Source organism: Bacteroides sp. 41_26 (assembly GCF_949740115.1).
Lineage (GTDB): Bacteria > Bacteroidota > Bacteroidia > Bacteroidales > Bacteroidaceae > Bacteroides > Bacteroides nordii.
In genome coordinates, this window is sequence record NZ_CATJGZ010000115.1 from 1 (window position 1) to 12,894 (window position 12,894).

The 12,894-nt window shown below is 37.4% G+C and carries 14 protein-coding genes; all 14 read left to right on the forward strand.

Annotated features, from left to right (window positions below):
• Positions 1-24: 24 nt before the first annotated feature.
• Positions 25-285: a 50S ribosomal protein L28 gene (gene rpmB / locus QX565_RS17290; RefSeq protein ID WP_002560154.1), complete on the forward strand. Its 261-nt coding sequence runs from the start codon at positions 25-27 to the stop codon at positions 283-285.
• Between the two features lie 21 nt (positions 286-306).
• Positions 307-495 carry a 50S ribosomal protein L33 gene (gene rpmG, locus QX565_RS17295; RefSeq protein WP_002560155.1) on the forward strand — a complete coding sequence of 63 codons (189 nt, stop codon included), beginning with the start codon at positions 307-309 and terminating at the stop codon, positions 493-495.
• Between the two features lie 20 nt (positions 496-515).
• Positions 516-674, forward strand: a complete 159-nt coding sequence (locus QX565_RS17300) for a DUF4295 domain-containing protein (protein WP_002560156.1) — start codon at positions 516-518, stop codon at positions 672-674.
• Between the two features lie 262 nt (positions 675-936).
• Complete coding sequence (ftsY, locus tag QX565_RS17305) at positions 937-1,896, forward strand: signal recognition particle-docking protein FtsY (protein WP_221651017.1); 960 nt, start codon at positions 937-939, stop codon at positions 1,894-1,896.
• A complete protein-coding gene (rimO, locus tag QX565_RS17310; protein WP_289293689.1) occupies positions 1,893-3,191 on the forward strand; it encodes a 30S ribosomal protein S12 methylthiotransferase RimO in 1,299 nt (432 codons plus the stop codon). The genes ftsY and rimO overlap by 4 nt, the downstream gene beginning before the upstream one ends.
• 74 nt (positions 3,192-3,265) lie before the next feature.
• Entirely contained in the window at positions 3,266-3,538 is a 273-nt protein-coding gene (locus QX565_RS17315) for an HU family DNA-binding protein (protein WP_002560159.1), read from the forward strand.
• 12 nt (positions 3,539-3,550) lie between these two features.
• On the forward strand, positions 3,551-4,909 hold the full coding sequence (locus tag QX565_RS17320) for an HU family DNA-binding protein (protein ID WP_289293691.1): 1,359 nt from the start codon (positions 3,551-3,553) through the stop codon (positions 4,907-4,909).
• A 261-nt stretch (positions 4,910-5,170) separates the two neighbouring features.
• A complete protein-coding gene (locus tag QX565_RS17325; RefSeq protein WP_221651014.1) occupies positions 5,171-6,166 on the forward strand; it encodes an AAA family ATPase in 996 nt (331 codons plus the stop codon).
• A 57-nt stretch (positions 6,167-6,223) separates the two neighbouring features.
• The gene (locus QX565_RS17330; RefSeq protein ID WP_007485679.1) at positions 6,224-7,093 is read left to right on the forward strand and encodes a DUF58 domain-containing protein; all 870 of its coding nucleotides are present in this window, start codon (positions 6,224-6,226) and stop codon (positions 7,091-7,093) included.
• Positions 7,094-7,103: 10 nt separating this feature from the next.
• A complete protein-coding gene (locus tag QX565_RS17335) occupies positions 7,104-8,177 on the forward strand; it encodes a hypothetical protein (RefSeq protein ID WP_289293692.1) in 1,074 nt (357 codons plus the stop codon).
• Positions 8,178-8,225: 48 nt separating this feature from the next.
• The gene (locus QX565_RS17340; protein ID WP_221651012.1) at positions 8,226-9,209 is read left to right on the forward strand and encodes a vWA domain-containing protein; all 984 of its coding nucleotides are present in this window, start codon (positions 8,226-8,228) and stop codon (positions 9,207-9,209) included.
• Between the two features lie 52 nt (positions 9,210-9,261).
• A complete protein-coding gene (locus QX565_RS17345) occupies positions 9,262-10,290 on the forward strand; it encodes a VWA domain-containing protein (RefSeq protein WP_289293694.1) in 1,029 nt (342 codons plus the stop codon).
• An 8-nt stretch (positions 10,291-10,298) separates the two neighbouring features.
• Positions 10,299-11,015: a tetratricopeptide repeat protein gene (locus QX565_RS17350; RefSeq protein WP_221651010.1), complete on the forward strand. Its 717-nt coding sequence runs from the start codon at positions 10,299-10,301 to the stop codon at positions 11,013-11,015.
• Positions 11,016-11,048: 33 nt separating this feature from the next.
• The gene (locus QX565_RS17355; protein WP_289293696.1) at positions 11,049-12,890 is read left to right on the forward strand and encodes a BatD family protein; all 1,842 of its coding nucleotides are present in this window, start codon (positions 11,049-11,051) and stop codon (positions 12,888-12,890) included.
• The last annotated feature ends 4 nt before the right edge of the window (positions 12,891-12,894 follow it).

Below are 12,894 nucleotides of genomic sequence, written 5' to 3' on the forward strand. Positions count from 1 at the left end.
GAAAACTATAAAATTAAGATAGAAATGTCAAAGATTTGTCAAATTACCGGAAAGAAGGCCATGATTGGCAACAATGTTTCACACTCAAAGAGAAGAACAAAGAGAACCTTTGATTTGAACTTGTTTAACAAGAAGTTCTATTATGTAGAACAGGACTGCTGGATCAGCCTTAGCCTTTGTGCTGCTGGTTTGCGCATTATTAACAAAAAAGGATTGGATGCTGCACTGAACGATGCAGTTGCTAAAGGGTATTGTGATTGGAAAACCATTAAAGTGATTGGCTAAACGTAGAGGAGAAAACTGATTATGGCAAAGAAAGCAAAAGGTAATAGAGTACAGGTGATTCTGGAATGTACAGAACATAAAGATAGCGGTATGCCGGGAACATCTCGTTATATCACAACAAAAAATAGAAAAAATACTACAGAAAGACTTGAGTTGAAGAAATACAACCCTATTCTGAAGAGAGTAACAGTTCACAAGGAAATTAAATAATAAAAGATAGAGAATAACCCATGGCAAAGAAAACAGTAGCAAGTTTGCACGAAGGATCTAAAGAAGGTCGTTCTTATACTAAGGTTATCAAAATGGTTAAGTCTCCGAAAACTGGTGCTTACATTTTTGATGAACAGATGGTTCCTAACGAAAAAGTACAAGACTTTTTCAAGAAATAATAGATTGCAGTTATTCTGCAATTAAAAAATCCTCTCATGTTATTATTGGGGGGATTTTTTTTGTAGTTATAGATTTGTGAATCTTTATTTGTAATTCTATAAATAAAAAAAGAGCTCTCCTGAACAGTTTGAGATGCTTTCTTGTTGTTGTTTGAAGTTTGCTAAAACGTCGTGGAGTTTCAATTTTCTTTCCTCACTTTTTAGTTTTTCATTACTTTATTATATCTTTGTAGCATAATGTATTATACAAATAGTAAGTATCATGGGATTTTTTAGTTTTTTTTCAAAGGAAAAGAAGGAAACTTTAGATAAAGGATTATCTAAAACCAAGGAAAGTGTGTTCAGTAAGATAGCCCGCGCAGTAGCCGGTAAGTCAAAAGTGGACGACGAAGTGTTAGATAATTTGGAAGAGGTGCTCATTACTTCTGATGTAGGTGTAGAGACTACGCTAAACATCATTAAGCGTATTGAAAAACGTGCTTCAAATGATAAATATGTAAACACACAAGAACTTAATACTATTCTTCGTGACGAAATAGCTGCATTGCTGACGGAGAATAACTCTGATGATGTCGCTGATTTTGATGTGCCAATAGATAAGAAGCCATATGTAATTATGGTAGTGGGTGTTAATGGGGTAGGCAAGACTACTACTATTGGAAAATTGGCATATCAGTTTAAGAAAGCCGGAAAATCAGTGTACTTGGGGGCTGCGGATACATTCCGTGCTGCTGCAGTGGAGCAATTGGTTATCTGGGGTGAAAGAGTAGGAGTACCTGTTATTAAGCAAAAAATGGGTTCTGATCCTGCTTCTGTAGCATATGATACACTAAGTTCGGCTGTTTCCAATAATGCTGATGTGGTTATTATTGATACTGCAGGTCGCTTGCATAATAAGGTCGGATTGATGAATGAACTGACAAAGATCAAGAACGTTATGAAAAAAGTAGTGCCAGATGCTCCTAATGAGGTTTTGTTGGTGCTTGATGGTTCTACTGGGCAAAATGCTTTTGAACAAGCGAAACAATTTACATTGGCTACAGAGGTTACAGCTATGGCTATTACCAAATTGGATGGTACGGCTAAAGGGGGAGTAGTGATTGGTATTTCTGATCAGTTTAAAATTCCTGTAAAGTATATCGGTTTGGGTGAAGGTATGGAAGACTTGCAGGTTTTCCGTAAAAAAGAATTTGTAGATTCCTTGTTTGGAGAGAATGCATGAAGAGAAAGACTATAGATATTATAACCTTAGGGTGTTCTAAAAATTTAGTAGATTCAGAACAGTTGATGCGTCAACTAAACGAAGCCGGATATAACGTTACTCATGACTCAGAGAAACCTAAAGGAGAGATTGCGGTAATAAATACCTGTGGTTTTATTGGTGATGCAAAAGAGGAGTCTATTAATATGATTCTTGAATTTGCTCAGGAGAAAGAAGAAGGGAATCTGGAAAAATTATTCGTAATGGGATGTTTGTCAGAACGGTACTTAAAAGAACTGGCAATCGAAATTCCCCAGGTAGATAAATTTTATGGAAAGTTTAATTGGAAAGAACTTCTAAAAGATCTGGGTAAAGCTTATCACGATGAATTGTACATTGAACGAACATTAACTACTCCTGGTCATTATGCTTATCTGAAAATCTCAGAAGGGTGTGATCGGAAATGTTCATATTGTGCTATTCCTATAATAACAGGACACCATGTGTCACGGCCGATTGAAGAAATACTGGATGAGGTGAGATATCTTGTGTCTCAGGGTGTGAAAGAGTTTCAGGTTATAGCACAAGAGCTTACTTATTACGGAATTGACTTGTATAAGAAACAAATGCTTCCAGAATTGATAGAACGCATTTCTGATATTCCTGGGGTAGAATGGATTCGTCTGCATTATGCTTATCCAGCTCATTTTCCTACAGATCTTTTTCGTGTAATGCGTGAGCGTGATAATGTATGTAAATATATGGATATTGCTTTGCAGCATATTAGTGACAATATGTTGGAGCATATGCGCCGGCATGTAACAAAGGAGGATACTTATCGGTTAATAGAGCAGTTTCGTGAAGAAGTTCCCGGTATTCATTTGCGTACTACCCTGATGGTAGGGCATCCGGGAGAAACGGAGGCTGATTTTGAAGAATTGAAAGAATTCGTTCGTAAGGTGCGTTTTGACAGAATGGGAGCTTTTGCATACTCAGAAGAGGAGGGGACTTATGCTGCCGAGTGTTATGAAGATTCTGTTTCTGCAGAAGTAAAGCAGGCTCGTTTGGATGAATTGATGGATATTCAGCAAGGGATATCATCTGAGTTAAGTGCTGCAAAAGTGGGTAAACAACTAAAAGTAATTATTGATCGTATTGAGGGAGATTATTATATTGGACGTACAGAGTTTGATTCTCCGGAAGTGGATCCGGAGGTTTTGATTAATCGTGCGGACCAAACGCTTCTGATTGGTAATTTTTATCAGATAGAGGTGATTGATTCTGATGATTTTGATCTTTTTGGAAAGGTTATTTAAAGTATTCTTCCATAGAATTTGTTTATTTGCTTAATAATGACTAATATAGCGTCGTACTTTTAAAATTTTTGGATTTGAATAATAAAGATTTTATTTCAGAGTTATCGCGTAGGTTAGGATATACAATTAAGGATACATCCGAATTGGCATCCTCTTTATTGTCGGGTATGACCCAGGAATTACAAGAGGGAAATGTTGTTACAATACAAGGTTTTGGGACCTTTGAAGTAAAGAAGAAAGCAGAACGTATTACAGTTAATCCAACAACGAAGCAACGCATGCTTGTTCCTCCTAAATTGGTTTTGACGTATAGACCGAGTGCTCAACTAAAAGATAAGTTTAAATAAAGGCTCACTCTCATGAATGAAAGGTTATATCTGCAGAATTTTATAGACTTATTATCTGAGAAATACGGCATGGATAAAAAAGATGCCGATAAATTTGTTAAAGAGTTCTTTCTTTTGATAGAGGAAGCTCTTGAACAGGACAGGTCTGTGAAAATTAAAGGCTTTGGCACTTTCAAACTGGTGGATGTTGAGAGTAGGGAGAGTGTGAAGGTTAATACGGGGGAACGATTCCAGATACAGGGTTATACAAAGGTTTCCTTTATTCCGGATGGTTCATTACGTGATATTATTAATAAGCCATTTTCTCATTTTGAAACAGTGGTGTTGAATGAAAAGACTGTTTTGGAAGATACTCCGGTGGTGGATTCGGATGATGATGGGGAGTTGACAGAAGAGGAACCTGTATCACAGAGTGTGGGGAGAGTGAATCCTGAAGAAAGTATCAAAGAAGTAGAGCGTGCTGAGGAAATAGTTGAAGAAGAAAAGTCTTCGATAGAAGAAAAGGAGAAAGAAGTTTCTGCTGTGGAAAATGCTTCAGTAGCGGCAGAAGGGCAAGATGCGGTTACTGAAGTTGTAGTACCGAAAGTAGAAGAGGTGAAAAATGAAATAATAGTTGGTGAAAAAGGAGTTTCTGACGATATTATTATGAAGAAAGAAGCTACTCCTTCTGTAAATCAACCCTCTCAATTGGATAAGGAAAAAACAGCAGATCCAGAGAATTCTCGGTCAGTAGCTCCAAAGTTGTCTGCAGAAGAAATAATAGCCCGGGAATTGGCTGTTTCAACAGTGGCGGATGAAGCTCCGGTTAAAAGAAAAAGTAAACCCAAGCAGGTGAAATCTGAAAAGTCTCCGGTACCTTATCTTATTGCAATAATCGTTATTGTATTATTGCTTTGTGGAGGGGCCTTGCTTTTCATCTATTATCCTGATCTCTTTGATTCTGCAGACAGAATTGAAAAAGTGAAGGAAATGGAAAAGGTTGTTCAGCCTACTTCAGAACCGGTTATTCTCCAAGATACAATAATCAGAGAAGATACGGTTGCTGAAGTTGTTTCTCCTGTGAAAGAAGAAACTCCGGTGGCTGTTCCTGTATCTAAAAAAGAACCGGAAACAGTGAAGAAAGACGCTGGTAAATCGACAACAGCTAAGTCTGTTCCTTTCAAACCGGATTCTGTTAGTTATATTATAACGGGAACTAAAACTACATATACTATCAAAGAAGGGGAAACATTGACAAGAGTTGCTTTACGCTTTTATGGAACTAAAGCTTTGTGGCCATACATCGTAAAACACAATCCGGGAGTTATTAAAAATCCCGATAATGTACCGTATGGAACTACGATTAAGATCCCTGAATTAGTTAGGAAATAATAGCTCGAACTTTTTACTTCGCCTGAATGTATACATGCTTGTTTCATTCAGGCGGAGTTTTTTGTATAGGTGCGAAATGTTATGGAACTGCTAAACCATATAAAAGTACCTTAATCTAAAGGTTTCGCATTGTTTTTTAATAAAAATTAGTTGCAATGGTTAATTTTATGGCGTACTTTTGGAATCGAATTAAAAAGCCTTACACAAACAAGAGGCTTATATATTATTTGTGGTAATTAAACAATAAAATATTAAGTATTTATGGCTGAATCAATTGATATCCGCGAATTGAATGAGCGGATTGAAAGACAAAGTGCTTTCGTTACCAATCTTACAACAGGCATGGACCAGATTATTGTTGGTCAGAAACATTTGGTAGAGTCGCTGCTTATTGGACTTCTTTCTGACGGGCATGTACTGTTGGAAGGTGTGCCTGGTTTGGCAAAGACATTAGCAATCAAAACGTTGGCATCATTGATTGATGCACAATATAGTCGTGTACAATTCACCCCCGACTTATTGCCTGCTGACGTTATTGGTACAATGGTTTACAGTCAGAAGGACGAATCATTTCAGGTAAAAAAAGGTCCTGTTTTTGCTAATTTTGTATTGGCTGATGAAATAAACCGTGCACCGGCTAAAGTACAGAGTGCCTTGCTTGAAGCGATGCAGGAACGTCAGGTTACTATTGGTAAACAAACTTTTCTTTTGCCTGAACCTTTCTTAGTATTAGCTACTCAAAATCCGATTGAGCAGGAAGGTACTTATCCGTTGCCGGAAGCACAGGTGGACCGTTTCATGTTGAAGGTAGTCATTGATTATCCGAAGTTGGAAGAAGAAAAATTGATTATTCGTCAGAATATTAATGGTGAGAAATTTAATGTAAAGCCTATCCTCAAGGCAGATGAAATTCTTGAGGCTCGTAAAGTCGTTCGCCAGGTTTATCTGGATGAGAAAATAGAACGTTATATTGTAGATATTGTATTTGCGACACGTTATCCTGATAAATATGATTTGAAGGAGTTGAAAGATATGATTGGATTTGGCGGTTCTCCCCGTGCGTCTATTAATCTTGCATTGGCTGCACGTACATATGCATTCATTAAACGACGTGGATATGTAATACCGGAAGATGTGCGTGCTGTAGCTCATGACGTACTTCGTCATCGTATTGGTTTGACGTATGAGGCAGAAGCCAGCAATATAACTTCAGATGAAATTATCAGTAAGATATTGAATAAAGTTGAAGTGCCTTAACTTTGATTGAGTGATGAATAATTCTCGATTTTCAAATCTCAATTCTCAATTAAACAGATGGAAACAAGTGAAATATTAAAAAAGGTCCGTCAGATTGAAATAAAGACGCGTGGATTGTCTAACAATATTTTTGCAGGTCAGTATCATTCGGCTTTCAAAGGTAGAGGTATGGCGTTTTCAGAGGTGCGTGAATATCAGTTTGGTGACGATATTCGTGATATCGACTGGAATGTGACTGCGCGTTTTAATAAACCCTACATTAAGGTGTTTGAAGAAGAACGTGAGCTGACAGTGATGTTGATGGTTGATGTTTCCGGTAGTTTGGAATTTGGTACTGTTAAGCAGATGAAGAAAGATATGATAACTGAGATTGCTGCAACATTGGCATTTTCGGCTATTCAGAACAATGATAAAATTGGTGTAATCTTTTTCTCTGATCGAATAGAGAAGTTCATTCCTCCTAAGAAAGGACGTAAACATATTCTTTATATAATTCGTGAATTAATTGATTTTAAACCTGAAAGTCGGCGTACAAATATTCGGTTAGCACTGGAGTACTTGACGAATGTAATGAAAAGGCGTTGTACTGCTTTTATTTTATCTGATTTTATTGATCAGGAAAATTTCAAGAATGCCATGACGATTGCCAACCGGAAGCATGATGTAGTAGCCGTTCAGGTTTACGATAGGCGTGTGGCTGAACTTCCACCAATAGGATTGATGAAAATTAAAGATGCCGAAACCGGACATGAACAATGGATTGATACTTCGTCGAAAGCAGTTCGTCAGGCACATCATAATTGGTGGGTGAGTAAACAGGATGAACTGAGTGACATCTTTACTAAAAGTAATGTAGATTCAGTATCGGTACGTACAGATCAGGACTATGTAAAGGCGTTGTTGAACTTGTTTGCCAAACGAAATTAACGGAAAGACAATGAATAGAAATGGTTTTCTAATAATACTGTTGTTTTTGTTATCTGGTAGGGCTGTTGCACAGTCTGTTACTGTTGAAGCTAAAATAGATTCTTTGCAGATTCTCATTGGAGAACAGGCAAAGATACAATTACAGGTGGCGATGGATGCAAAGCAGCGAGCTGTTTTGCCTGCTTATACTGATACAATAGTACGCGGAGTGGAAATTGTGGAAACTGCTAAACCGGATACACAATTTTTGAATGACCGTCAGCGATTGCTGATTACACAAGAATATACTGTAACATCTTTTGATTCTGCTCTTTATTATCTGCCTCCGATGGTGGTGACGGTTGATAATAAAGAGTATAAGTCGAAGGCATTAGCATTGAAAGTATACTCGATGCCAGTAGATACCTTGCATCCGGATCAATTCTTTGGGCAGAAAGCCGTAATGAAAGCTCCTTTTGTTTGGGAAGATTGGTATGGACTAATCGGATGTTCATTCCTTGCATTACCGTTGCTTGCTTTGCTTATTTATTTTATCATACGTATTCGTGATAATAAGCCAATTATACGTAAGGTGAAAGTAGAACCCAAATTGCCTCCGCATCAGGCTGCAATGAAAGAGATCGAACGTATTAAGAATGAGAAGGTATGGCAAAAAGGACTTCCGAAGGAATATTACACGGAACTTACAGATACTCTTCGTACTTATATAAAAGATCGTTTTGGTTTCAATGCGTTAGAGATGACTTCTTCGGAAATCATTGATAATCTGATGGAAATGAATGATAAAGAAGCTATTGCAGATTTGAAGGAGCTCTTCCAAACAGCGGATTTAGTAAAGTTTGCTAAGCATGATCCGCAAATGAATGAGAATGATGCCAATCTGATTAATGCTATTGATTTTATTAATGAAACTAAGCAGCCTGAAGAGGAGAACCAGAAGCCGCAACCAACGGAGATTACGATTATAGAAAAACGTTCATTGCGTGCTAAGATATTGCTTATTTGTGGCATTGTTTTATTATCAGTAGCTCTTGTAGCAACTTTTGTATATATTGGAATGCAACTTTATAATCTCTTTGCTTAAGGGAGTATTTCTCAATCGTGAATAGTAAATTGTAAAATCGTAAATAGAATGGTTTTTGCCAATATTGAATATTTATTTTTGCTGCTGTTGCTCATACCTTATATTGTATGGTATGTTTTAAAGTGGAAGAAAAGCCAGGCAACGCTTCAAATTTCGGATGCCCGGGTATATGCACATACACCAAAAAGTTATAAGAACTATTTGTTGCATGTACCATTTGGACTTCGAATCATAGCATTGATATTGATTATTCTGGTACTTGCCCGACCTCAAACTACGGATAACTGGCAAAATAGCGAAATAGAGGGTATTGATATTATGCTTGCTATTGACGTATCTACCAGTATGCTTGCTGAGGATTTAAAGCCTAATAGATTGGAAGCCGCTAAAGATGTAGCAGCTGAATTTATTAATGGACGTCCGAATGACAATATTGGTTTGACTTTATTTGCTGGTGAAAGTTTCACGCAGTGTCCTTTGACAGTGGATCATGCAGTGTTGCTCAACTTGTTTCAAAGTATTAAATGTGGTATTGTGACAGATGGGACAGCAATAGGTATGGGTATTGCTAATGCAGTAACGCGTTTGAAAGATAGTAAAGCTAAATCAAAGGTTATTATTTTGTTAACTGACGGTACGAATAATAAAGGAGATATTTCTCCTTTAACTGCTGCTGAGATAGCTAAGAGTTTTGGTATTCGCGTATATACAATTGGTGTCGGTACAAATGGTATGGCTCCTTATCCGTATCCGATAGGGAATTCCGTGCAGTATGTAAATATACCTGTTGAAATTGACGAAAAGACGTTGACTGAGATTGCAGGTACAACAGACGGAAATTATTTCCGAGCTACCAGTAATTCAAAGCTGAAAGAGGTTTATGAAGAAATTGATAAACTGGAAAAAACAAAGTTGAGTGTTAAGGAATATAGCAAACGTCAGGAAGAATATCGCTGGTTTGCCTTGGTAGCTTTTCTTTGTATATTACTAGAGGTACTGTTGCGTAACTCAATTCTTAAGAAGATTCCATAGTATAAATGTGATTTCAATCGTAAATTGTAAATCGTAAAATTTAAATAGAAAGATGTTTCGATTTGAAGAACCTGCATATTTATATCTGTTGTTGCTATTACCGTTATTAGCTGTTTTCTATCTGTATTCTAATTACAGAAAGCGAAAAGCTATTCGTCGTTTTGGTGATCCGGTATTGATGGCACAACTTATGCCTGACGTTTCCAAATATCGTCCGGATGTGAAGTTTTGGTTGATTTTTGCTGCAATCGGATTGTTTGCCGTATTGTTGGCACGTCCGCAGTTTGGTTCAAAACTGGAAACAGTGAAACGTAAAGGAGTAGAGGTAATAATTGCACTTGATATATCTAACTCTATGTTGGCGCAGGATGTTCAACCTAACCGTTTGGAAAGAGCTAAACGTCTTATATCTAGATTGGTAGATGAAATGGAAAATGACAAGGTAGGTATGATTGTGTTTGCAGGTGATGCTTTTACTCAACTTCCGATCACAAGTGATTATATTTCTGCTAAAATGTTTTTGGAGTCTATTAATCCTTCACTGATCTCTAAACAGGGAACTGCCATCGGAGCTGCTATTAATCTTGCAACACGTAGTTTCACTCCCCAAGAAGGGGTAGGACGTGCTATTATTGTCATTACTGATGGTGAGAATCATGAAGGAGGAGCTGTGGAAGCTGCTAAGGCTGCGGCTGAAAAAGGAATCCAGGTGAGTGTATTAGGAATAGGACTTCCTGATGGGGCTCCGATTCCCGTTGAAGGTACAAACGATTTTCGTCGTGATCGGGATGGAAATGTAGTGGTAACTCGACTTAATGAAGCTATGTGTCAGGAAATCGCTAAAGATGGTAAGGGTATATATGTACGTGTTGATAATTCAAATTCTGCTCAAAAAGCTATTAACCAGGAAATTAATAAAATGGCAAAATCAGATGTTGAATCCAAAGTATATATAGAATTCAACGAGCAGTTCCAGGCCATTGCATGGATTATTTTGCTTTTATTATTAGCCGAGATGTTGATATTGGAACGTAAGAATCCGTTGTTTAAGAACATTCATCTGTTCTCTAATAAGAAGTAATTATGCTTATGTCAAAAAATAAATATATTCTGTTCATTCTGTTTGTGATGCTGGCAGCTGGAGCTTCAGCACAAAAGATAGAGAGAGACTATATCCGTAAAGGAAATCGTTTGTTTAACGATAGTGTATTCGTAGATGCTGAAGTGAATTATCGAAAGGCATTGGAAGTCAACCCTAAATCAACGGTTTCTATGTATAATCTTGGTAATACACTGTCTCAGCAGCAGAAATTTAAAGATGCTATGGAGCAATATGTAGCTGCTGGTAAGATTGAGAAAGATAAAATGAAACTGGCACATATTTATCATAATATGGGCGTTTTATTTCAGGCAGGGAAAGATTATGGTCAGGCTGTAGAGGCTTATAAAATGTCGTTGCGTAATAATCCTAAAGATGATGAAACTCGTTATAATCTGGCATTGGCACAGAAGATGTTGAAGGATCAGCAACAGAATCAGCAAAACCAGGATCAAAACCAAGATCAGAATAAGGATGAGCAGGAAAAGAAGCAGGATCAGCAAAAAGATCAGAATAAGCAAAATGATCAAAAGAAAGATGATCAGCAGCAGCAACCGCCCAAGCCAGAGAAGAAAGATAATGAGATGTCAAAGGAAAATGCTGAACAACTCCTTAATTCTGTGATGCAAGACGAAAAGGATACCCAGGATAAAGTTAAAAAACAGCAACAGGTAATTCAGGGAGGTCGTCTCGAAAAAGATTGGTAATAACAAAGTAAGATGATAAAAACTTCAAAAGAAATGAGAAAACTGATTTTCTTATTGATAATATTTGTAGCAGCAAGCATTAATGTCTTTGCCGATGGCAAAGTATCGTTTACTGCATCAGCACCTGATGTAGTAGTGGTGGGAGACCAATTCAGGTTATCCTATACAGTGACTACGCAGAAGGTGAGAGACTTTCGTGCACCATCTATCAAAGGGTTTGATGTATTGATGGGACCTACTCGAAGTACGTTTAGTAATACGCAAATAATTAATGGTGCGATGTCTTCAGAAAAAGGAATTACATTTACCTATATTCTGATGGCAACAACTGAAGGTGATTATTCTATTTCTGGTGCAACAATTACGGCAGATGGAGATCAAATGGTTTCTAACTCTGTAAAAATAAAAGTGCTTCCACCCGATCAGAGTGCAGCTGCGACTTCAAGTGGTGCGGCTACGCAGGGGAATAGTTCTTCTGGCAGAACTTCTTCTGCAAGTGTTTCCAGTCAAGACTTGTTTGTAACAGCAACAGCTACAAAAACAACTGTTTATGAGCAAGAGGCTTTTCTACTGACTTATAAAATTTATACACGTGAAAGCCAGTTGCAATTTGATAATGTGAAATTACCGGATTTTAAAGGTTTCCATTCGCAGGAAATAGAACGTCCATCTAATGCAAAATGGTCGCAAGAGCATTATAAAGGAAGAAACTATTATACTACTGTTTTTCGACAGTTCGTGTTATTTCCACAGCAGTCCGGAAAGCTCACGATTGAGCCGGCACGGTTTGATGCCTCTGTTGCAAAAGCAGTACGGAGCGCTGATCCATTTGATGCATTCTTTAATGGAGGCAGTAACGTTGTTGAAGTGAAGAAAGTACTTACAACTCCGGCTATTACAATCAATGTGAATGCTCTTCCTGCGGGTAAACCTGCTGATTTCTCAGGTGGAGTAGGAGAGTTTACTATTAGTTCTTCAATAAATAGTAAGGATGTAAAAACAAATGATGCAATCACGATTAAGTTGGTAATTTCTGGTACAGGAAATTTAAAATTACTTTCAAATCCGGAGGTGAAATTTCCGGAAGATTTCGAAGTGTATGACCCAAAAGTAGATAGCCAGGTCCGTTTGACATCGAGCGGGTTGTCTGGTAATCGTGTGATTGAATATTTGGCGATTCCGCGTCATCCAGGTAATTATAAGATACCGGCTGTAACATTCTCTTATTTCGATATTAAATCTAAGTCTTATAAGACGTTGAAAACAGAAGACTATGAAATAAAAGTAGAGAAAGGTGCTGGTAATGCAGATCAGGTGATTGCGAACTTCACGAATAAAGAAGATCTGAAAGTTTTGGGTGAAGATATTCGTTATATTAAGTTGAAAGATGTAACGCTTCAGCCTAAGGGAAGCTTCTTCTATGGTTCATTCGCTTACTGGTTGTTCTATATAATTCCTGCCATTGCATTCATTATATTCTTTATTATTTATCGTAAGCAGGCAGCTGAGAATGCTAATGTGGCTAAAATGCGTACGAAAAAGGCAAATAAGGTAGCTACAAAGCGTATGAAACTGGCAGGTAAACTGCTTGCTGAAAATAAGAAAGAAGCATTCTATGATGAAGTATTGAAAGCTTTGTGGGGATATATAAGTGATAAACTGAATATCCCGGTATCTCGCTTATCAAAGGATAATGTGGAAGAGAAGTTGAGAAATCATGGAGTAAGTGATGAATTGATTAAAGAGTTTTTGGATGCTTTAAATGAATGTGAATTTGCACGTTTTGCTCCGGGAGATGAAAGCCAGGCTATGGATAAAGTCTATTCGTCATCTCTGACTGTGATTAGTAAGATGGAGAATTCAATAAAACACTAAATTA